This window comes from Streptomyces shinuiensis (assembly GCF_043660855.1).
Lineage (GTDB): Bacteria > Actinomycetota > Actinomycetes > Streptomycetales > Streptomycetaceae > Streptomyces.
The window spans coordinates 2,686,867-2,706,731 of record NZ_JBIHML010000001.1 but is presented as its reverse complement, the minus strand read 5'-3'; the positions used below and the strand labels follow the sequence as shown (position 1 = coordinate 2,706,731).

Annotated in this window: 21 protein-coding genes and 2 pseudogenes; 15 read left to right on the top strand and 8 right to left on the bottom strand. The window is 68.7% G+C overall.

Translation table 11 applies throughout. The annotated features are described in order from the left end of the window. Positions 1-28 precede the first annotated feature (28 nt). Complete coding sequence (locus ACGRHY_RS12145) at positions 29-1,504, bottom strand: ATP-binding protein (RefSeq protein ID WP_394635364.1); 1,476 nt, start codon at positions 1,502-1,504, stop codon at positions 29-31. Between the two features lie 482 nt (positions 1,505-1,986). Between ACGRHY_RS12145 and ACGRHY_RS12140 the strand changes: the two genes are divergently transcribed. After that, on the top strand, positions 1,987-2,637 hold the full coding sequence (locus ACGRHY_RS12140; RefSeq protein ID WP_394635363.1) for a hypothetical protein: 651 nt from the start codon (positions 1,987-1,989) through the stop codon (positions 2,635-2,637). Positions 2,638-2,760: 123 nt separating this feature from the next. Here ACGRHY_RS12140 and ACGRHY_RS12135 read toward each other — a convergent pair whose 3' ends face one another. The 4 genes and pseudogenes from ACGRHY_RS12135 to ACGRHY_RS12120 form a co-directional block, all read right to left on the bottom strand. Next, positions 2,761-3,228: an NUDIX hydrolase gene (locus tag ACGRHY_RS12135; protein ID WP_394635362.1), complete on the bottom strand. Its 468-nt coding sequence runs from the start codon at positions 3,226-3,228 to the stop codon at positions 2,761-2,763. Further along, positions 3,215-3,451, bottom strand: a pseudogene (locus tag ACGRHY_RS12130) (XRE family transcriptional regulator); the annotation flags it as partial. The pseudogene ACGRHY_RS12130 and the gene ACGRHY_RS12135, both read right to left, overlap by 14 nt. Before the next feature lie 31 nt (positions 3,452-3,482). Beyond that, entirely contained in the window at positions 3,483-4,193 is a 711-nt protein-coding gene (locus ACGRHY_RS12125) for a creatininase family protein (protein WP_394635361.1), read from the bottom strand. Between the two features lie 17 nt (positions 4,194-4,210). After that, positions 4,211-5,407 carry an NsdA family TPR-like regulatory protein gene (locus tag ACGRHY_RS12120; protein WP_394635360.1) on the bottom strand — a complete coding sequence of 399 codons (1,197 nt, stop codon included), beginning with the start codon at positions 5,405-5,407 and terminating at the stop codon, positions 4,211-4,213. A gap of 406 nt (positions 5,408-5,813) precedes the next feature. On the opposite strand from ACGRHY_RS12120, the gene ACGRHY_RS12115 reads away from it, so the two are divergent. The 3 genes from ACGRHY_RS12115 to ACGRHY_RS12105 all read left to right on the top strand — a co-directional run bounded on the left by ACGRHY_RS12115 (position 5,814) and on the right by ACGRHY_RS12105 (position 7,303). Next, complete coding sequence (locus tag ACGRHY_RS12115; RefSeq protein ID WP_394635359.1) at positions 5,814-6,095, top strand: hypothetical protein; 282 nt, start codon at positions 5,814-5,816, stop codon at positions 6,093-6,095. Next, positions 6,092-6,283, top strand: coding sequence for a hypothetical protein (locus ACGRHY_RS12110; protein WP_394635358.1), 192 nt, complete (start codon positions 6,092-6,094; stop codon positions 6,281-6,283). Before ACGRHY_RS12115 ends, ACGRHY_RS12110 begins: the two co-directional genes overlap by 4 nt. A 360-nt stretch (positions 6,284-6,643) precedes the next feature. Further along, a complete protein-coding gene (locus ACGRHY_RS12105) occupies positions 6,644-7,303 on the top strand; it encodes an HAD family hydrolase (protein WP_394635357.1) in 660 nt (219 codons plus the stop codon). Here ACGRHY_RS12105 and ACGRHY_RS12100 read toward each other — a convergent pair. Further along, a pseudogene (locus tag ACGRHY_RS12100) lies at positions 7,284-7,562 on the bottom strand (transcriptional regulator); the annotation flags it as partial. The gene ACGRHY_RS12105 and the pseudogene ACGRHY_RS12100 sit on opposite strands and share 20 nt — an antisense overlap. Positions 7,563-7,671: 109 nt before the next feature. Here ACGRHY_RS12100 and ACGRHY_RS12095 point away from each other — a divergent pair. Together ACGRHY_RS12095 and ACGRHY_RS12090 are read left to right on the top strand one after the other, a co-directional pair. Next, entirely contained in the window at positions 7,672-8,346 is a 675-nt protein-coding gene (locus tag ACGRHY_RS12095) for an HAD family hydrolase (protein ID WP_394635356.1), read from the top strand. Continuing rightward, on the top strand, positions 8,343-9,200 hold the full coding sequence (locus ACGRHY_RS12090; RefSeq protein WP_394635355.1) for an NAD(P)-dependent oxidoreductase: 858 nt from the start codon (positions 8,343-8,345) through the stop codon (positions 9,198-9,200). Before ACGRHY_RS12095 ends, ACGRHY_RS12090 begins: the two co-directional genes overlap by 4 nt. A gap of 31 nt (positions 9,201-9,231) precedes the next feature. On the opposite strand, the gene ACGRHY_RS12085 is transcribed toward ACGRHY_RS12090, so the two are convergent. Together ACGRHY_RS12085 and ACGRHY_RS12080 are read right to left on the bottom strand one after the other, a co-directional pair. Further along, positions 9,232-9,792 (bottom strand): phosphotransferase-like protein, encoded by a 561-nt coding sequence (locus ACGRHY_RS12085; protein ID WP_394635354.1) that lies wholly within the window; start codon positions 9,790-9,792, stop codon positions 9,232-9,234. Next, positions 9,789-10,829, bottom strand: coding sequence for an AAA family ATPase (locus tag ACGRHY_RS12080; protein WP_394635353.1), 1,041 nt, complete (start codon positions 10,827-10,829; stop codon positions 9,789-9,791). The genes ACGRHY_RS12085 and ACGRHY_RS12080 overlap by 4 nt, the downstream gene beginning before the upstream one ends. Positions 10,830-10,934: 105 nt before the next feature. Here ACGRHY_RS12080 and ACGRHY_RS12075 point away from each other — a divergent pair, with 105 nt between their 5' ends. The 9 genes from ACGRHY_RS12075 to ACGRHY_RS12035 all read left to right on the top strand — a co-directional run bounded on the left by ACGRHY_RS12075 (position 10,935) and on the right by ACGRHY_RS12035 (position 19,810). Continuing rightward, on the top strand, positions 10,935-11,237 hold the full coding sequence (locus ACGRHY_RS12075; protein ID WP_394635352.1) for a hypothetical protein: 303 nt from the start codon (positions 10,935-10,937) through the stop codon (positions 11,235-11,237). 77 nt (positions 11,238-11,314) lie between these two features. Then, entirely contained in the window at positions 11,315-12,193 is an 879-nt protein-coding gene (locus tag ACGRHY_RS12070; protein ID WP_394635351.1) for a phosphotransferase family protein, read from the top strand. 78 nt (positions 12,194-12,271) lie between these two features. Continuing rightward, entirely contained in the window at positions 12,272-13,522 is a 1,251-nt protein-coding gene (locus tag ACGRHY_RS12065) for a methionine adenosyltransferase (RefSeq protein WP_394635350.1), read from the top strand. Continuing rightward, on the top strand, positions 13,522-14,448 hold the full coding sequence (locus tag ACGRHY_RS12060; protein WP_394635349.1) for a phosphotransferase: 927 nt from the start codon (positions 13,522-13,524) through the stop codon (positions 14,446-14,448). Before ACGRHY_RS12065 ends, ACGRHY_RS12060 begins: the two co-directional genes overlap by 1 nt. Further along, complete coding sequence (locus ACGRHY_RS12055; RefSeq protein WP_394635348.1) at positions 14,445-15,161, top strand: histidine phosphatase family protein; 717 nt, start codon at positions 14,445-14,447, stop codon at positions 15,159-15,161. Before ACGRHY_RS12060 ends, ACGRHY_RS12055 begins: the two co-directional genes overlap by 4 nt. Further along, entirely contained in the window at positions 15,154-16,446 is a 1,293-nt protein-coding gene (serS, locus tag ACGRHY_RS12050; RefSeq protein ID WP_394635347.1) for a serine--tRNA ligase, read from the top strand. Before ACGRHY_RS12055 ends, serS begins: the two co-directional genes overlap by 8 nt. Continuing rightward, on the top strand, positions 16,446-17,468 hold the full coding sequence (locus ACGRHY_RS12045) for a glycosyltransferase (RefSeq protein WP_394635346.1): 1,023 nt from the start codon (positions 16,446-16,448) through the stop codon (positions 17,466-17,468). Before serS ends, ACGRHY_RS12045 begins: the two co-directional genes overlap by 1 nt. Further along, entirely contained in the window at positions 17,462-18,505 is a 1,044-nt protein-coding gene (locus ACGRHY_RS12040) for a hypothetical protein (protein ID WP_394635345.1), read from the top strand. The genes ACGRHY_RS12045 and ACGRHY_RS12040 overlap by 7 nt, the downstream gene beginning before the upstream one ends. 72 nt (positions 18,506-18,577) lie before the next feature. Next, the gene (locus ACGRHY_RS12035; protein ID WP_394635344.1) at positions 18,578-19,810 is read left to right on the top strand and encodes a damage-control phosphatase ARMT1 family protein; all 1,233 of its coding nucleotides are present in this window, start codon (positions 18,578-18,580) and stop codon (positions 19,808-19,810) included. The last annotated feature ends 55 nt before the right edge of the window (positions 19,811-19,865 follow it).

Genomic DNA, 19,865 nt, shown 5'->3' with positions numbered 1-19,865 from the left:
AGGGTAGGGGTGACCACCAACAACGGGCTCAGGTACTCCAGAACCCCTGCAGCTGGTCGAAGGGCGACATCGTGCGCAGCCGCTCGCGCGCTGCGGCAGGTGAACGGCCGCCGGAGACAAGGGACTCATAGATGCGCTGCGCAACCTCGGTCGCCGTCTCGTCGGCGGGGCCCGCGCCGCCGAACGGATCGGGGTCGTCACTGGTGTCGGTCTCGTGCATCACACGGAGAGTGGCGACTGGCACGGTCTCTTCAAGGAGACGGACCAGAGCACGCACGTCATTGGGATTTGCGCTTCCTGGTCTCAGCGCGGCCTGGACCAGCGGATGGCTGCGGTTGATCCGGCAGGCGAGCCGGCCGTCCGTACGACGCACGTTCCACACGTACACCAGAGGATCGCCGTGTGCACGCGCCGCGACCTGGCCGCGGTGCCGCAGTACCTCCGCGGCCTTATCGCGGGCCTGACGTGCGATGCGGTGAAGGTGGGGCCGCAAGCCGACAGGTGGGACGACGCTGGACTTCCGTACGTCGACTCCCCACTCGGCGTCCGACTCGGCCGGGATGTCGATGGAGATGCGGGCGAGGTTGTACTTCTCCTCGCGACGCATTCCGCGCTGCCCCAACCAGTCACCAGCAAGAATCAGACGGTTGCGTCGGTACACGTAGAAGCCCTGCTGGTCGAGCCATCCCTGCGGCCCTGCCGCACGACTGAACTCGTCAGGAGGCAGGCGGTGAGCGCTCGGGAGAATGAACGCCTCGACCTTCACGAAGCCGTTGCCCAGAGGAAGTTCCTCTACAGGAAGCCGCTGAACGGAGGGATGGGCGCTCATGAAAGGGTCCCAGGGCTCTACCGCGGTTCCGGACACCCTCAGGCCACGTCGCCGGGTTCCCGTGAGGAATCGCGCGAAGACCATTCCGAGATGAGCTTCGGTACGCGTTGCCTCGGCGTAGAACTGCTTCTGGGTACGCTCGTCGTCCTCGGTAACGTCGGCCGTGTGATAGCCGTTGAGTCGACGCCACAGCACCACCGTGCCATGGTCGCCGGAAGGTCGGATCCTCTGGAGAATGGCGACGGTATCGTCGTCGGACCCGTGGAGCAACCGCCACTCGCCGTACTTCTCGACCACGTCAAGGTCCCACGTACGGGTGTGCCACTGACCGTCGTCGGCCGTCGCGACGGTGAGCTGTCTCGACTGCGAGAACGACGCGGACTTGAGACCGACTCCGAACCGCCCCAGATCAGTCGACGAACGCGGCGTCGTCGGTCCTCGAGCCGCCACGGTCATGGCAGTGACGAGCTCGTCCCCGCTCATGCCATCACCGTCGTCCACGACCGCGATCCACGAGTCGCTACCCGCCCAGGCGAACTCGACGCCGATGTTCTGTGCCTTCGCGGAGACGCTGTTGTCGACAAGATCCGCAATCGCTGCAGGCAACGAGTAACCCAGCGAACTCAGCGAGGCCACCATCCCGGCAGGTTCGGGAGCTGCGATGTCGTACGTCATAGTGGTCCCCAGTCCCGCTTCCCCCGGCCCCTCAGTCGGTGCGCAGCTGTCCCTGGAGAGCCAGAGGCACCGGGCGGACAGAGACCGCAACTTGAACACTCGCCTGCCAGGCCGCCGGTCATGCGGGGCTCCCCGCCCGTAGCCAATGGTAGTGGAGTGAAGGAACGGCACTTCCGTGAGTCCGAAGCCCGCACCAAGACGTTGCGCCACAGTTCCGAGTGATCGATACGGATGTCCCGAGACGCCAGACGGGTCTGCTCCTGCCCCTCGTCTCGGCCATCATCACTCGGAAGCGCCGGAGCAGGATCAGGCCGTGGTGTAGCTCGTACCTCGAGGGCTGTCTCTGTGTTGATGAGTAGCCTGCCAAGAAACTGGCGTCGCCGTGCCGCAGGACCCAGGGCGAGGAACCAGAGCCATGTGAACCAGACGGAAGCGAGGGTACGGTGGGGTTCCATGCCACTGGCAACTACTAGGAGCCGTCTGTGATCCCGGTCGTGGACATAGAGGTTGACCCCTCATTTCCCGCCAACGTGGCGCTCGGTCTGCCCCCCGAGGACGAGATCGATGAGGAGGGGTACGGCTTCTTTCGGGGCGTCTGGGACATTGGCGATGTCAGCCACGAAGAAGCTGTCGCTATGGTCAAGGAGGAACGACACCTCGCCAGCCTGGTCGACCTTGCCGCGCTGACCCATGCTGACTTCGAAGCGATCGCCAGCGCGTTGGAGTCAAACGACCCGGACTGCCTGCCAGCAGGCTTTGTAGCCGAGCATCCTGAGAGTGAGATAGCTGAACTCGTCGGGGACGGCTATGTCGCCGAGCCACTTCTCGGTTCTCTTGAACTCGGCGTGGCGAGCCTCTCATATGCCCTTACATCCATTGGCTGCTTCACTGCAGCAAGCTGCCGGAGCCATCTGTCCGATCACTCATGGTCCCCGCGGCCAGTTGTCTACTTCGCAGCGGAGCGCCCGACTATCCACTGGCTGACACCATTGGTTCGCGACACCGGATGCGGTTTTGACGACGGCAGTAGCCACGGACGGCTGTTGACCGTGGAAGCGCCGTCGATCACGAACTTCATCGACTTGGCCGACCGCATAGTCAGTCAGGTGGAGTGGCAGCCACCCCGCAGGTGAGTGACTGTTCTTGCCTTCGTTGTGGTTCATCCGCCGGGCGGCGCCGGAGATCTTCGCCGCGGTGGGGCGGGTGGAGGATGTGCTGGGGGCACCTCCCATGCCCGAAAGGGCCATGGGGGAAGCTCAGTCCAGGTGGGGGTAGGTGCCGGCGAGGTAGTCGCCGATCTGCTGGTGCATGCTGGGGTGGATGTCGTACCGGTCGAGGTCGGCCGGCTGGACGAAATGGACGCCGTCGGCCTCGTTGTTGATCGTGGGTTCGCCGCCGATGGGGCGGCCGATGTAGGTGGTCTCGTACTGCTGGCGGATCTCGCCGTCGGTGTAGGCGACGATGTGGTGCGGGTTGGTGTAGACGCCGAGGAAGCCGGTGATCTCGGCGACGATGCCGGTCTCCTTCAGGCATTCGCGCACCGCGCACTGCGCGGCCGTCTCGCCGATGTCCTGGGCGCCGCCGGGCAGGGCCCACTGGCCGGTGTCGCGGCGGCGCTGGAGCAGGATGGCGCCGTCCGCGTCCACGACGAGCAGGTTGCTGGCGGGGATGAGGGTGTTCGCCTTGGGGGCGTCGGGGTCGTGGTAGTACTCAGTCCTGCCCATGGGCGGTCATCCCCTCCTGGTCTGGCGTCCAGGGCCGGGCACCGGCCCAGACGGCGTCGAAGCTCTGAGCGTAGTTGTCGAACCACCCGGAGGCGTCGACTCTCCTGAGGTGGAGAAGAGGGTTGGCGCTGGCCGGCTGTCCCCAGATGTGCGGGTTGACCAGCAGGTGGTCGTCGTAGCGGAACATCGACGTGTAGAGCGTGGTGTCGTACAGCCGCACCTCGTGCCTGTGAGGTGATGGGTTCATCGCCCGGTCAGTGTTCACCCAGGGCGGCGAGGTGGTCGGCGAAGCTCTTTGTGAGGCTGCCGAGGAGGGCTCCGCCCTTCTCGGCCGTGGCGTGAGAGGGATAGCCGATGACGCCCGATGCGGTGTACTCGGTCATGCCCAGGGTGAGCAGGAAGCGGCGTTCGCCGCCGTCGTGGTCGGCCTTCTCGTAGCCGGGGCGCACCAGCTCGGGGGCGGCGTGCAGCAGGATGGAGGTCTCGTACTCCCCCGCGTGCATGTCGCCGTGCTTGTCCGAGACGAGACCTGCGTCGCTGCGGGCGCGGTCCACGTCGCTGCTCAGGGGGAAGAGGCTCATGCGCGGCCCGTCGACGTTCGCCTCCTGGACGATGTTCGACAGGACGTAGTTGCCTCCGTGGCCGTTGACGATGACCAGCTTCCGGATGCCGGATCGGCCCAGGGAGGCTCTGATGTCGTCGATCACCGCGTAGAGGGTCCTGGCGCTGATGCTGACCGTGCCTGGCCAGGAGCCGTGCTCGTGGCTGCACGCCATCGTGATGGGCGGCAGCAGGTGGACCGGGTAGGCGTCCGCGATGCACCGCCCGTAGATGGCCGCGATGGCGGTGTCGGTGATCAGGGGGAGGTGGGGCCCGTGCTGCTCGAAGGAGCCGACCGGGAGCACGGCGACCCGGGGCCGCTGCTCCTGGACGTCGGTGCTCGTGGCTGTCGGCAGCAGGTTCACAGGACTCCTCCGGCTCGCTAGAGGTCGGCGCCGTCCATCCTGTCCAGCGCCGCGTTCAGTTCTGAAATCTCCACCAGCTTCCGCCATGGCGCAAGGCGCTGCCGCAGGCGCGACAGCTCGGCTCGGATGCGTGCCGATCCCGTCCGCTCCGCTATGTCCAGGGCTTGCCGTGCCGCCTCGTAGGCGCCTTCCACGTCCTCCAGGGCGGCGTTCGCTGTGGCGAGACGGGCGAGGCACAGTCCTCGGTCCCGCTCCTGGACGGCGGGCCAGTGGCTCAGGCTCTTGTGGAAGGTCGGCACGGCCTCGTCCGGCCGGTCGAGGTGTAGGGCGCAGTCGGCTCCTTCCATCTCGATGTACGCCGGTGAGCAGTATCCGGCCAGGGGGTCGGAATCGTCTCCCTCGTCGGTTGCCGCCATGGCGTGTTCGATGGCGCGAGCGGTCTCGCTCCGCTCTCCGAGGCGTGCCTTGCTGTTGGCGAGCTGCCGTAGGACAACCGCATGCACGCGGGGGGAGAGACTGGTGGCATGTCGTAGTGCGGCGGTGGCGAGACCTGCACCGTGCCCGGCGTGGCCGGCCTCGGTGGCGATGTTGCCGCGCCGCTGGAGGATGTACGCGATGAGCATCGGATCGCCCAGTTCCTGTGCGTAGTCCATCGCCGTCCTGGTCCAGCGCACGGCTTCGTCCGTGCGGCCGGTGTCCTGGTACAGCCATCCAAGGAACTCGGCGTACCGAGTGCCGACCCGCAGCACGTCCGCGCGCAGCAGACCGTGGGACTCCTGGCACATCTGCTCTATCAGGGGCATCTGGCTCTGCACCGGCGCGACCAGGAACCGAGGGCCCACCAGCGGTTCGGCTTGGGCGTGCTGCCGAAGGACGGACGCCAGGTAGCCGAGCATCTCCGTGCTGACCGGGGCGGGCAGCTTGCTCCGCGGCGAAGGCGCGGACGATGGGTCTCGTGGCTCTGTCTCCTCCACGTGGGAGGGGAAGCCGAGCTCGGCGTCGGTCGCCTGGTACGCCTCGCGGAACAGCGGCCGGTGATCACGCCTGACCGATCGCCGTCCGTTCTCGTACATCGAGACCAGAGTCTTCAGACTGGCACGTGTCGGCGACGCCACCCCGAGCCGCTCCGCCGCGGCCGTGAGCGCGTCGATCAGGTCCGCCTGAGTCCATCCACGTGCGTGTCTGGCTTCCTGCAGCTTCGTCCTGGCCTTCATCGCACCCTCGCAGCCCGTGGTTGTCCGGTCACCGCATGATGATGGCAAGACCGCTTCGCGTGTGGGGAGTTAACGGTTAACGAGGGCGTCCGTTAACCCTGTCCACTGCGAAACGGCCCCCGTCAGGGCTTACTTGCCGTCGTGCGAGGCGGCCAGGGACTCGGATCTTGTGCAGCCTCACCGCGCAGCCCAAGGAACTCCGGGCGAGGAGGCGATGTGACGCCATCCCTCAGCCGAGCGCCTCGGGTCGATGGCGGCATCCGGAGAACCCGCGATGCGCCACTTCAGAGCACCGTCCGGGGCGATGCCGTACGACTCCCCTCGCCGCCGGGCGGTCCAGGTGGCCCGTCCCTCTCCCACGCGCGGGACGGGCCACCACCTACGGCCGAGGATCGCTGGAGGTCCGATGACGAACAGCGGCACGCACCACCAGGTGCCCACCACGCCGACCACCGGCCGACGCAGCGCGGGAGCCGGTGCGTCCGATCCCGCTCCGCTGCCCGACTGGCTGACCACCGGGGCCCTCGTCCTGGACACCCGCACCGGGCGGAGGGGCGAGGTGCAGGACTGGCCCTACCCCGCCTCAGCGACGCCCACCCGGGCGTGGCTGCGCCCGGTGGGCGGTGGCCGGGAGTGGACGCCACGCATCGACGACCTGCGTCCCGTCGAGACCGGGGAGCGGCCGTGAAGCCGCTCGCGCTGTGGGAGTGGTTCGCGTGGGCGGCCGGGACGTGCTTCCGCTGCGACCGCACCGGCACGGAGGTCGCACCGATCGGCACGATCAGCGCGCGCGGCATCGACGTCGAGATCCGAGCGTGCCGGGCGTGCGTGTTCCACCTAGAGCAGCTGCACTGGAGCCTGGTGATGCGACAGTAGGACGGCGGACAGCATTCCGCCGCCGGAGGGCCCCGGCCCGATCCCGTATGGCCTCCCGAGACCGGGGCCGGGCCGACCGCCGGCATGCCGCGTGCGGGAGTCGGCCCCTCCTGCGGATCCGAGCCGGGTCCTTCTGCTCCCCGGTGGGGTCACTCGGCTCCACCCAGCGTCCCCTGACTTGTGGGGTCGCCTGGCAGTGGTCCAGCCTTGGTCTGCGGAGCGCCGACGGCTGTGCGATGCCCCCACACCGATGGCGACTCCGGACACAAGCACCATGCCTGCCGAAAGGATCACGCCCGGCCCGATCACAGTCCGAAAGGGCTGCTTCGCCGCCGCGCTCAACTGTCTACCCTGCGGTGCATGATTCGTGCGGTGGTGTTCGATGTCGGCGAGTGCCTTGTTGACGAGACCCGGGAGTACGGGACGTGGGCTGACTGGCTGGGGGTGCCGCGGCACACCTTCGCGGCGATGTTCGGGGCGGTCATCGCGCAGGGGAGGGACTACCGGGAGACGTTCCAGGAGTTCCGGCCCGGTTTCGACCTGACCGAGGAGCGGGAGAAGCGCGCGGCTGCCGGGCAGCCGGAGTGGTTCGGTGAAGGCGATCTGTACCCGGACGTCCGCCCCACGCTGGCGGCTCTGCGCGAGGCCGGACTGTGGGTGGGCATCGCGGGGAACCAGACCGTCAGGGCCGGCGGCCTGCTGCGGGGACTGGACCTTCCGGCCGACATGATCGCCACCAGTGACGACTGGGGTGCCTCCAAGCCGGACGTGAAGTTCTTCGAGCACGTCATCGAGGCCACGCCCGCCGCACCGGGCGAGATCCTGTACGTCGGTGACCGGCTCGACAACGACATCCGCCCGGCCGTGCAGGCGGGCCTGCTGACGGCCCTGATCCGGCGTGGCCCCTGGGGCACGATCCAGCAGCGCGATCCGGACGCGGACGCGATCACGACGATGCGCATCGACTCGCTCGGGGAGCTGCCGGAGAAGATCGCCAAGTTCAACGCTGAAGCGCGCTGACCGTCGTACCCCAGTCGTAGAGGCGGTCGTCGAGGTCCCGCACGCACTGCTCGTTCTGCCAGGGGGCGAGCGTGCGGCGGACCTCGCGGACGCGGTCCATGCCGGTCGCGTACCAGGTGACCGCCAACTGGTCGAGGGCCTGGATGGCGTATCCGCACGCCTCCCGCGGCCTTCCGTCGGCGGCCTCGACCGCGGCGAGGTCGCCGAGGACGACGGTGCGCTGCTTGTCCGACTCGGGCGGCAGTGCGTCGAGCACCTCGTGGATGTGGGTCTTGTCCCTCGACTTCGAGCAGTCCTGGACCTGGCCACGCGAGCTGCGATGGTCGTTCGCCCCAGGGCTCTGCTCCTCGCGCATTAGGGTGCGGGATGTGCAGCGCCCTCTGGTTCTCTTCGACCTCGACAACACCCTCGTGGACCGGCGGGGAACGCTCGGCGACTGGGCCGCTCAGTTCACCGCCAGACACGGTCTGGGGGACGAGGAGCGGGCGTATGTCCTGGACATGGTGACCGAGCGAGCCTACCCGTCCACCTTTGAGGCCATTCGCATCCGTTACCGGCTGCCCATATCGGCTGCGGAGTTGTGGCGTGCCTACTGCACCGACATCTCGGCCTTGGTCACCTGCCCGGCCGAGGTCCTCGACGGTTTGGGCGAGCTGCGCGAGGCCGGCTGGCGAGTGGGGGTGGCCACCAACGGTGCGGCGGATATCCAACGCGCCAAGCTGCGGGCCGCCGGCATCTTCGAGCGCGTGGACGGCGCCTTCGTCTCCGAGGAGGCCGAAGCGCGTAAACCCCAGCGCCGGCACTTCGCCCTGGCCGCGGCCCGCTGCGGCGCCGTGCTGGGCGAGGGCGGCTGGATGGTCGGCGACAACCCCGTCAACGACATCGGCGGCGGACGCTCCGCGGGGCTGCGCACCATCTGGGTCAGTGGCGGCCGCGTCTGGCCGCTGGACGGCCCCGGGCCCAACCACACGGTGTCGCACGTACGCGCTGCCATCGACCTCCTGCTTCTGCACGCCGCCGATCATGAGAGGAGCACGGTATGAAGGACACCGTCGGGCTGCTGCATCCCGGCAGTATGGGATCCGCCTTCGGCGCCCAGTTGTGCGCTCGCGGTCACACCGTACTGTGGTGCCCCGACGGACGAAGCGACGCGACCCGCCGCCGGGCCGAGCGCGCGGGCCTCGAAGCCGTGGCACTGCCCGAGCTTGTCTCCCGTTCCGAGGTGCTGCTCTCCCTGTGCCCGCCGGCTGCTGCGGAGGAGGTTGCCGCTCAGGTGGCCGAGCTCGGCATGGTCGGCGCGGGAACGATCTATGTCGAGGCGAACGCCGTCGCGCCGTCGCGTGTGCGGTGCATCGCCGACCGTCTGGCCCCGATGCCGGTCATCGACGCCGCGGTGGTCGGATCGCCTCCGATGGGCGGCAAGACTCCGACGCTCTATCTGGCTGGCCCCGGTAAGCAGGTCGAGCGGGTCGCCGAGCTCTTCGCGGGAACCGATGTGCGGCCCCACGCCCTGGGTGACGGCATCGGCAAAGCCTCCGCGCTCAAGCTCGCGTACTCCAGCTACCAGAAGGTCTCCCGCGTACTGGCCGCCGTGGCGTACGGAGCGGCCGAAGCGTACGGTGTCGCGGACGAGCTGATGATGATCGCGGCCAAGCGCACCCGCAGCTACCTCGTGGAGACCGACTACATTCCCAAGACCGCTGCTCGCGCCTGGCGTTGGGGCCCGGAGATCGAGGACGCGGCGGTTCTGCTGGCCGACGCCGGGCTGCCGGACTCCCTCATGCACGCCGCTGCCGAGACACTCGCCCGGTGGGAAGGCCACAGAGATGAGCGACTGGGCATCGCCGAGGCACTGGAGGCCCTGCGCGGGGAGCGTGACCTGGACGACCAGGGTTGAGCAGTTTGTATCCGTTGATTCGTCCCGGCGGTCAGGAGAAAGGTGACGTGGTGCGGACGACGCCGTCGATCCTCTGTACGGCTTCGCGGGGGGCCGTCGTATCCGTGTCCACGCGCAGGTCCCACCGAGCCCGCGGATGAGCCGCGAGATCGGTCCGAGTGGCGTCCCACGCGGCCAGTCGAGCAGCCGTGTCGGTGTCGCCCCGCTGCGATGAGCGCCGGGCGGTGGTCTCCTTGGAGCACCACAGCAGAACGCGCACCCAGTGCGCCGGGAAGAGGGCGGTCACCCGCTCCATACCCACCATCTGACCCAGGTGGACGACGGGGGTCCTGCCGCCCTCCATGGCTTGGTCGAGGCCGGGCCGGTCGACGACGTAGATGTTGCCGTACCGATCGTTGCGGTAGATGACATCACCCCGTGCCTCCAGGTCGGTCAGTTGCTCCGGCGTGCCCATCCGGTAGCCCCTGGTCTTCCCGCTGCCGATCTTCAGCCGGGTGAACGGCACGTACCGCGCGTCGAGTTCGGTGAGTGCCGCCGTGACCGTGTCCTTGCCTGCCGCCGGCGGTCCGTACAGCAGAATGCCCTGCCTCACCGGAACACCGCCCCGAAGACCTGGCGCACCTGGTCGGTGAGCGATATCGCGGCTCCAAGCCGGTTGTCGACGATCAAGTGCGGCACAGCCGGGCGCAGTTCGGGATCGAGCCCGGCGGCATATGTGTCCCAGTTCTGGAGCTTCCAACTGTCCCGGGCGGCGGAACGGAAGCTGATGTACTCGTGCATCGTGTCGAGGTCGCACTGGATCCAGACAACGGCGACGGTGACGCCACGCGCTTCGCAGCGGTTGATCAGGCGCCGCATCCACCGAGGATCGGTGGCCTCGGCGATGAACGGCGCGGTGACAACGGTGCTGATCGCGCAGTCGATGTTCGCGTACGCGGTCTCCAGTAGGCACTGGTACTCCAGCGGGCGGACCTTCTCCCGGTAGAGGTCGGTGTGCCGGTCATGCGGGTCGCTGCCCATCTCCACCAGGAGGCGCTCGACGAGAGGGCGGGTGATCGGGTCCTTGTCGAGAACGGGCCAGCCGGTGATCTGGGATATGAAGCGGGCGAACTCCGATTTCCCGCTGCCCGCGTAGCCCCCGACCATCATCAGTGTCGGCTTGTTCGGGTCGCCGCCGGTGTGGCGTCGCTTCCAGGCGTCGAGGACGCGCTGCTGTACGCCCTGCCCGTCGGTGTCCTCCGTACCGGGTGAGAGCTGGAGCAGCGCGCGCTCCACAGCGAGCACGTGGGCTCCGTTGCGCGGTTCGTCCGACGCGGTGAACCTGAGCTTCCTGGCCTCGTCGGGCAGGGCGTTGCGGAAGCCCAGCTCGGGTTCGGTCGCGCGGTAGAGCAAGCAGTACGCGCGGCGGTAGTGCGGTCCGGGATAGACCTCGCCCTGCTCGTGCTGCCACAGCGTCTGGAAGTTGGCGGCCGGCACCGCGAGCCCTGCGGCCCGAGCGACCTCGCGCAGCCGCTCACCCGCGCCTTCGAGGGTCAGGCCGTGGGCTTCTCGCTGCTGTCTCAACTTGTCCGGGCGCCAGCCCGGGCGACTCTTCCCCACCGCGCTTACCGCCTGCCCATCGCCGGTCATGGTCCGGAGCCTAGGTCAGCCTCTCATGAGCGCGTGTGAAAGCCGATGTTGAAAAGTCATGTCAGTCCGCCATGAGCCGATGATGAGCGGCTTCGGCAACAGCTCGTGATACTCCGCACGCCGCCGGACCGCTGTCATGGTCACACCGACGCGGTCATCGCAAGCCGCCTCGGTCTCCAGTATCCGTACGAGATCGGAGGGGGCTCTGTGGTAACTGCTGATGTTGCTGTCCTGCTGATTCTCGGCATAGTGATCGTCATCTCGTGCCGCGGAGGTGGGTTCAAGGCAGGGCACGCCGCGGTGTGTGGGGTTTTCGGCCTCTACCTGGCCGACACCCATAACATCGGCCCGTTCGTGAAGGACGTCACCACGTCGGCCGCAGACCTGCTGTCGGGATTGAGACTGTGAGTGCGCCGACGCCTTCGCACCCGTCCAGTGGTCGGAACGCCCTCACCGGCAGCAGGCCGCCTGCACTCGGCCACGGCATGACGCTGTGGCAGGCCGATCGCCTATACGGCCCGTTCGGCCCTGCCACCGTCAAGCCGTACTCCAGGACGCAGCGGGCAGTGGACAGCGGTTCGCTGCTGAAGGTCTACGTGGGGATTGATCCCGAGGGCCGACGGCAGCGTGAGGCGGAGACGGTCCGGCGTGCGGCCCGCTGGGGTCTGTCGGTTCCGGAAGTCTTGGCCACAGGCAGGTGCGACGCTGGATCCTGGTCGGTGCTCCGCATGCTGCCGGGCGTGCCGTGCGGGGTGCGTACGGGTCGGGCGGTCGAGGAGTACATCGACCACATCCTTGGCCTGACGCGCCGCCTTCACCGATGCTCACCCGGTCTCACACCTGGTTCCGGCTGGACCGGCGAACGAGGACACCTCGCACTGCAACACCACTTCCTACTCGACCAGTTGTCTCCGCGCTGCCGACTGCGACCGTGGTGGGCAGCAATGGCCGAGGCCCTCCAACCGCTTGGATCGCATCCCGTCGTCCACCTCCATGGTGATCTCAAGCCCGAACACCTCCTGGTCGACGGCCACCGGTTGAGCATCCTCGACTGGGAGGCGAGTGCTCGCGGGCCCGCCGTGGCGGACTACGCCGACGCGGCGTTCCACCTCGTGCGTGACCTGCTGTACGCGGGCGTGAAACCCGACCGTGTCCCGATCGGTCTCATCACCCGGCTGCCGTTCAGCGGGCCTGTACTGGCCTGGCGCGTACTGCTCTGGCTCGATCGCCGCCGCCCCGAGGACATCGGCCTCGTCACGGCCCGAGACGTTCAACGCCTTACTGCCCAGGTCCACGCTCCAGCCGCCTACACGTCGCTGGTTCGTGCTGTCTCGGCCCTGCGCATCGCCGGCGTCCCGCGCTGAGTCCTCGCTCACTGCGTGTCCAGGCGTGTCGGCGCCTGCGCTCATCCACCTTCTGCCCACCTGAAAAGGGAGTTCGCGATGCCCCGTACGAGCACGACCGTCGGCGACACCAGTCTCGTCATCGACACTGCCATGGCCAGACCGGACGCGACGACCATCGTCGAACGGAAGGGCCTCGGTCACCCGGACACCCTGGCCGACCACCTCGCCGAGCGGTTGTCCCGCGCTTACAGTCGCCACACCGTCGCGCGCTTCGGTGCCGTGCTGCACCACAACTTCGACAAGCTCGCCCTCCTCGGCGGCGCGAGCGAGGTCCGATACGGCGCCGGCCGGATGACCGCCCCCGTCAGGGTGCTCGTCAACGGTCGTGCCGCACCCATGTGCGGCGGGGAGCGGATCCCCGTCGAGGAGATCGTGGAAGCCGAGGTCCGGGCGTTCTTCGCCGAGCGGCTCCCCGAGGTCTCGGACCATCTCGACATCACCTTCAACATCACCGGCAACTCGAGCCCGGGCGCCGTCCTCACGGGCGACGAGGTACCCGACCGGACGCGCTGGTTCGCTCCGCGGTCGATCGAGGATCTGCGGGAGCGGCGGGTGCGGCTGTCCAACGACACCTCGCTGGGAACCGGCTGGGCTCCGGAGAACACCTTCGAGTCGTTCGTCCGAGAGCTGGTGGACCACTTCTCCGGGGACAGCGGGTTCACCCGCACCCATGCCTGGTGCGGCTCGGACGTCAAGCTCATGGGCTATTGGGACGGAGAGCAGGCCGATGTCGTGCTCTGCGTTCCGCAGAAGTCGTGGTTCGTCGCCAACCGGACCGAGTACCTCCGGAACGCGGAGGGCGTGCTCGCCGAGTGCCAGAGACTCGCCGCCCTCCGGCTCGCGGGCGCGAAGGCACGGTTCCGGCTCAACGCGCGCGACGTCCCGGAGAAGGACGAGCTGTACCTCACCTACACCGGCAGTTCGATCGAGTCCGGCGACGAAGGTGTCGTCGGTCGCGGCAACCGGGTCAACGGGCTCATCACACCGCTGCGACCGATGAACCTGGAAGGCGCCAACGGGAAGAACCCCGTGTACCACGTGGGAAAGCTCTACAACATCGCCGCGCGAAGGCTCGCCGAGCGGCTGCACGAGGCGACCGGGGAGTACGCCGAGGTCCATCTGGTGAGCGCCACCGGTCAGCGCCTCGACCAGCCGTGGCGCGTCCTCGTCCGCATCTCGTCCCCGGGCGCCGAGGTGGACAAGGTGCAGGCGCTGGTGGAGGAGGCGCTGGACGAGTTCCCCGCCCTCACCGACGAGCTGGTCTCCGAGGGGATCGTGCTGAGCTGATGGTGGAGCGGACGCTTGGAGAGGTCTCCCCGGAGTGCCGGCGGCGCCTGATCATCCACTACGGCGCCAAAGCCTCCGAGTGGCTCGACGCGGTGCCCGCCCTACTGGACCAGGCGGCGGAGCGCTGGAAACTCGCGCTCGGCGCGTACCACGACGCCGGGCACGCCTCCGTGATCGCCATGGCCGACACCCCCGGCGGGCGTCCGCTGCTCCTCAAAGCGTGGGCCGACCCCGCCCGGTTCCGCAACGAGGTCAACGCCCTGCGCCTTTGGGCAGCCGGTCCCACGGTCGGCGTCGTCGAGGCAGCCGACGACCTGGCCGTGGCGGCTCTGGAGATGATCGGGGGCCGTCCCGGTGGGGGCGAGCGGCCGGCACGGGAGCTGCAGACGGTGGCCGCCGCCCTCCACGGTCTGCACATCTCCGGCCGCCGCCGTCGCCGACCGTGCGGTCTCCCCACCCTGGACAGCCACCTGAACCAGGAGGTACGCCCGCGGGTACGGCGCAGACTGGAGACCACCGACCCCGGTCCGTGGCAGGACCTCGTCGACATGGTCCTTCCCGAACTCATGACCTTGGGAGAGGACGACAGCCGCACGACGGTGCTGCACGCGGATCTCTACCGCGAGAACGTGCTCTTCGACCGGCTGGGACACCCTCGCCTGATCGATCCGCTTCCGATGGTGGGAGACGCAGCCTTCGACTGGGCCTTCTGGACCGTGTACTACGACCTCGGGCGCGGCACCGACGCCCGCCTGGCCACGGCCGCCCGAATCTCCCGTATCCCCGTCCCCGTCCTGGCGCCGTGGTGCCGAACCCTGGCCCTCGACGGTCTCCTCTACTACCTCGAAACCGCTGATCCACGCTCACCACGGATGGCCGATGTCCTCGCGCGGCTGTCGGCGCCGAACCCAGGGAACCGATCATGACGACTTATGTCCTCCGCCACGGACCGACCGACCACAGCCGGCGCTACGTCGTCAACGGTGACCCGGCCAGACCCATCCACCTGAGCGAGGACGGCCGACGGGCGCTGGCCAAGGGCTGGAAAAGCCTGCCCCTGCACAGCGTGAGAACGTGGGTGGCCAGCGAATTCCCTCGTGCACAGCAGTCCGCGAGCCTGTTGATGGGTGTTCCCGGGCCGGAACTGATCACCGATCCGCGACTGAACGAACTCGACTACGGGATATTCGAGGGAAAGCCGTTCCTCGAATACGCCGCCTGGCTCGACGGGCACGGCGCCGACGGGCGACCACCCGGAAGCAGCGAGTCGCAGAACGAGGGCATCCACAGGATGCTCACGGGAGTTCTCGCGGCTCTGGACCACCCCGGCCCTCGCGTCCTCGTGGCCCACGGCCTGCTGATCTCCGTACTCCTGTGGCACCGCGTACGGACTCCGGGCCGGACCATGCCCCTGTTCTTCCCCGAGGCCCCGTACGTCGAGCCCGTCGCCATCCCGGATGAGGAGCTGCCGGAGTACATCGGGACGCTGATGAACGATCTCGAAGCCGACGCTGATCGCCGTGCCGACGACACCGATGGTGGGAGAGCGTTCCGGAACGGGAGCGGCTCAGCGGTTGCTACCGTCGATTCCGCATCTCCATCCCACTCGCAGCATCAGAAGGATCTTCCTCATGCATGATGCCCGTGCCCTGATCGACATGGGTGCCGAAGCGGTTCGTCGGCTCGCTCGTCGCGGCTACACCCTGGACCTGTCCGAGCTGGAGTCCCTCCACTCTCGGCGCAACCAGAGCATCCGCTCGGCCGACGAACTGCGGGCAGAGTCCAAGCGAGTGGCGAGCGAGGTCCAGCAGACGGCCAAGCAGGGCGGCGACATCACCAAGCTCAAGGAGCGCGCCCGCGAGCTGAAGGACCGGATCCGCGAGATCGAGGCCGACCAGGAGCAGGCGGAGACCCAGCTCCGCGAGCTGCTCCTGAGCATCCCGAACCTGCCGGACGACTCGGCCCCCGACGGCGACTCCGAGGAGTTCGCCGTGGAGGTCCGGCGCGTCGGTACGCCCCCGGCTTTCCCGTTCAAGCCGAAGGACCACGTCGACCTCGGCGAGGCCACCGGCATCCTCGACTTCGGTAGGGCGACGAAGCTGTCCGGCCCGCGCTTCGCGGTCTCCCGCGGTGCTGGTGCCGCCCTGGAGCGCACCCTCGCCGCGCTCTTCCTCGACCTCCACACCCGTCGGCACGGCTACGTCGAGTACGCAGTCCCCTACCTGGTCACCCGCAAGACCATGACCGGCACCGGCCAGCTTCCGAAGTTCGAGGAAGACCTGTTCAAGACCGGAGTCGCCGACCGCGAGCTGTTCCTCATCCCGACGGCCGAGGTCCCGCTGACCAACCTCTACGCCGACGAGATCATCCCCCCGGCAGAGCTGCCGCTCGCATTCACCGCGCACACCCCGTGCTTCCGGTCCGAGGCGGGTTCCTACGGCCGCGACACCCGCGGCCTGATCCGCCAGCACCAGTTCAGCAAGGTCGAGATCGTCCGCATCGTCGACCCGGCGGACGCCGGCGCCGAGCTGGAGAAGATGATCGGACACGCCGAGGCGTGCCTGAAGGAACTCGGGCTGGCCTACCGCATCGTCAAGCTGGCCGCCGGCGACACGGGCTTCTCCGCCCAGCTCACCTACGACATCGAGGTCTGGATCCCGAGCCAGAACACGTACCGCGAGATCTCCTCGGTCTCCGACTTCGGCACCTTCCAGGCCCGCCGGGCGAACATCCGGACTCGCGGCGAGGACGGCAAGCCCAAACTCGTCGCCACCCTCAACGGCTCCGGTCTTCCCATCGGCCGCACCCTGGCCGCTCTCCTTGAGCAGTGCCAGCAGCAGGACGGCTCCATCCTCCTGCCCGAATCCCTCGTCCCGTACCTCGGCTTCCGCCGGATCTCGGCGGACGGAACACCGGAGGCATAGTGCTCGTCGGCGTCTGCGACTTCCCTGGTAGCTACACTTTTCCACCCGCCGGATACGGCGGGATCGAACGATGGCTGTGGGCGGTCGCCGTAGGTGCCCGCGCCGCAGGCGCCGACGTACACCTCCTCGGGCCGGGCTGGCTCACGGATCTGGAACGCGACTGGGTCCGCAAGCCGGTCCGCCTGGAGGACATCACTCCTGGATCGCTCGCCGAACGCGAGCTGCGCGGCGCGGGGTACGACCTCCTGGTCGTGGGTCACGAGTACCCGTCGCTTCCCGCCTGGACCCGCACCTGGAGCCGACTGGACTGCGACGTGGCCACGTTCCAGCACTCGCCCGTCTTCCGGCACACCCCCACTGCCTTCGACGGCCGGCGGTCGCGGCTCTACTGCTACTCGCCCGAGATGACCGAGCGCTACGCCGACCACCGGCCGATCCCCGAACTCGCCGTTCACCTCGGCCTGCGTGAGGAGGAACCTCCGGCCACCGCCGGTACCGACCTCGTCTGGCTCGGTCGGATCGACGAGGACAAGGCCCCGCACATCGCGGTGCGGGCGGCGCAGATCCTCGGTCGCCGGATCCAGATCGTCGGCCCCGTCTTCGACAAGGAGTACGTCCACCGCCACGATCGACTCCTCACTGCCGACCACGTGAAGTGGGTCGGAGAACTCGGTGGCCCCGCCAAAACCGCGGCGATCGCCGCGGCATCCGTCTTCGTCTACACGTACGCCCGCCCGTACGTGGAAGCGGGCGCCGCCGTCTTCGGTGAATCCCTCCGCGCCGGCACCCCCATGGCCGCTCTGACCTGGCGGGATGGGACGTGCGCCCAAGCCGCCCTGTGCGACGAGACAGGCGCGGTCACCGTCGTCGACCCGCGGGAGGACGACGAGACGGCGGCTCGGAGGCTCGCCGACGTGATCCAGCAGGCGGAGGGCCTCGACCATCGCCGGGTCCAGGAGGTCGGGATGCGGCGCTTCGACCCGGCACGCCACTTCCAGGCGATGGCGGCACGGCCGTGCTGACCCGGGCGAGCCGCACAGCCGGGGACGACTTGGCCCAGCGGATACCTGGCGCGCTGCGTGCCGCGTTAGGCCCGCGTTGGGAGTTCACGGCCGACGGCCGCCACATCGAGGTCCGCCATCCGAACCGCGGTACCCCTTACAGGCCACCGCGTAGAACGCCCTCGTGGAGGGAACTGCTCGACTCTCTGGAGGTCGGCTTCGCGCGATGCGGTGCCGCACGCGATGCCTGTCTCCCCCTCCGCTGGGGCCGGGAGACCGAACTGGCCATCTCCGCGGTCCAGGCACTCGACCCACTCCTCAAGGACGGCCAACTCCGCACGTACCGAGACGGGTTCCTTCCTCAGCCGGTCGTTCGCTTCACTGGCCGGCGCGACGCCGCCGGCCACTTGGAGGACGGCTTTCTGACCTCCTTCGTCAATGTCTCCCGGGTCCAACGTGTAAGCAGCCTGGACGAGTACGGAACCATTCTCGACGGCTGGCTGACGGTCCTGTCCCGACTCGGCTTCCATGCCCGGCACCTGAGCATCGTCGGCAAGCTGTCCCCGTGGCGCCGACGACAGGTCGAGGGCATCACGCTACGCTTCCGGCATCTGGACCACACCCTTGGCGACATCGTCCTCCTGTGGAACACCGAACACCCAGAGCGCATGGCCGTAGACCTCGGCAGCGGGCTGGAACGCCTGGCATGGGCTCGCACCCAGGAGCGCTGGCACCAACTGATCTACGGAGGCTTCGCCGGGGCTGCGCCGCCGACCACGCTGGACGCCATCCGTACGGCCACTCTCCTCCTCGGGCACGGGATCACCCCAGCCGCCCGTGGGGCGGGCGGAATCACCCGGCGAGTCATAGGTGCCATCGACCGAGACGCTGTGCGCCTTGGTGTGGGGGCCGTGGTCAGGGACATGTGCGGCTACTGGTCGCTCTTCAGTACGTTGCGTGCCCCGTGGTCGGCGATCGCCTGCGCCATAGAGGAGGAGGCCACCTGTGAGGGCGCTTCCTTCCCTGACAAGGCGGGGATGCGTGGCCGAGCCGTGTGACGGAGGGACTTCTCGGGGCCGACCACGGGAGACGGTGGCCCGAATGAGCGATACCCGAAAGGCTCGAGCGCTGTGGCGGAGAAAACCTCACGTATCTGGGGCGAGGAGGACGATCGCGGCTCCCGCCCCGCTACCGGACCAGGACCGGGCGCCCCGGTTATTTTGAGCAACGAGCCGGGCTCGTTCGCCTGGGGGGTTCTGGCCGAGCGGCATCCGGCGCTGATCCAGCAGGTGCGGGACGCCTTCCCGTACGGCCGCCGGCAGCACGAGGCCCTCGATGCCCTGCTGGAGGAGATCACCGGCGGTGTCATCGAACCTCTCGCCCCTTCGGAGCACGACCGGGGGCAGTGGTCGGCCTGGGGGCGGGAACACTTCGGGCGGTCGTGGTTCGACGCCCCGTTCCTGTGGGCGGAGAGCTACTTCTACCGCAGGCTGCTGGGCGCCGTCGAGTACTTCGGTGGGGGACCGTGGCGGGGAGTCGATCCCTTCGCCCCCTTCAAGCAGGCCGAACTGCGCGGGGCGGCGGTGGACGAGGAACTGCGGGCCCTGGACGCGCTCGCCGACGCGCCGGCCGATGAGCGGGCCACGGCTCTGCTCCACGCCTCGCTCTGGGGCAACCGCGCCGACCTCGGCTTCCGCGTCACGCAGGGGGAGCCGGCCCCCGGTGACGTCACCGGTGGGCTGGTGGCTGACGACAGCGCCGTGCTCTGGCGGCTCCTGCCCGCCGGAGCCGGTTCCACGGTCGCCGTGGTGGCGGACAACGCCGGGCGGGAACTGGTCCCGGACCTGGTCCTCGTCGACCACCTCCTGGTGCACCGGCACGCCGGGCGGGTCGTGCTCCACGTCAAGCCCTACCCGTACTACGTCTCCGACGCGATGACGGCGGACGTCGTCGACTGCCTCCGCCGCCTCGGCCAGGCGCCCGGTGAGGCCGGCAGGATCGGCGGGCGGCTGTGGGAGGCCATGGCGGCAGGACGCCTGGAAGTGCGCACCCACCCGTTCTTCTGCGCGCCGCTGCCGTACGCGCAGATGCCGGTGGACCTGCGGGAGGAGTTCGCGGCCGTCACGCTGACCATCTTGAAGGGCGACCTCAACTACCGCCGGCTCGTGGGCGACCGGATGTGGGACGCCACGACGCCGTTCGCCGACCTGACGGCGTACTTCCCCGGTGCGGTCGCGGCGCTGCGCACCCTGAAGTCCGACGTCGTCGTGGGGCTGGAGCGGAAGACGCTGGATGCCCTCGAAGGGGCTGGTGCGGGCTGGCGCACCAGCGGCACCCACGCGCTGATCCAGGTTCGCCGGTAGACCGGATCACACGCTGAGCGGCCGGGCGCTGTCTGCCCGGCCGCTCGGTCGTTGA

Coding starts and splice junctions, on each gene's coding strand:
- ACGRHY_RS12055 (WP_394635348.1), top strand. CDS start 14,445: ATGACGACTTATGTCCTCCGCCACGGACCGACCGACCACAGCCGGCGC.
- ACGRHY_RS12080 (WP_394635353.1), bottom strand. CDS start 10,829: ATGACCGGCGATGGGCAGGCGGTAAGCGCGGTGGGGAAGAGTCGCCCG.
- serS (WP_394635347.1), top strand. CDS start 15,154: ATGCATGATGCCCGTGCCCTGATCGACATGGGTGCCGAAGCGGTTCGT.
- ACGRHY_RS12090 (WP_394635355.1), top strand. CDS start 8,343: ATGAAGGACACCGTCGGGCTGCTGCATCCCGGCAGTATGGGATCCGCC.
- ACGRHY_RS12120 (WP_394635360.1), bottom strand. CDS start 5,407: ATGAAGGCCAGGACGAAGCTGCAGGAAGCCAGACACGCACGTGGATGG.
- ACGRHY_RS12145 (WP_394635364.1), bottom strand. CDS start 1,504: ATGACGTACGACATCGCAGCTCCCGAACCTGCCGGGATGGTGGCCTCG.
- ACGRHY_RS12065 (WP_394635350.1), top strand. CDS start 12,272: ATGCCCCGTACGAGCACGACCGTCGGCGACACCAGTCTCGTCATCGAC.
- ACGRHY_RS12060 (WP_394635349.1), top strand. CDS start 13,522: ATGGTGGAGCGGACGCTTGGAGAGGTCTCCCCGGAGTGCCGGCGGCGC.
- ACGRHY_RS12105 (WP_394635357.1), top strand. CDS start 6,644: ATGATTCGTGCGGTGGTGTTCGATGTCGGCGAGTGCCTTGTTGACGAG.
- ACGRHY_RS12070 (WP_394635351.1), top strand. CDS start 11,315: ATGACGCTGTGGCAGGCCGATCGCCTATACGGCCCGTTCGGCCCTGCC.
- ACGRHY_RS12115 (WP_394635359.1), top strand. CDS start 5,814: ATGACGAACAGCGGCACGCACCACCAGGTGCCCACCACGCCGACCACC.
- ACGRHY_RS12135 (WP_394635362.1), bottom strand. CDS start 3,228: ATGGGCAGGACTGAGTACTACCACGACCCCGACGCCCCCAAGGCGAAC.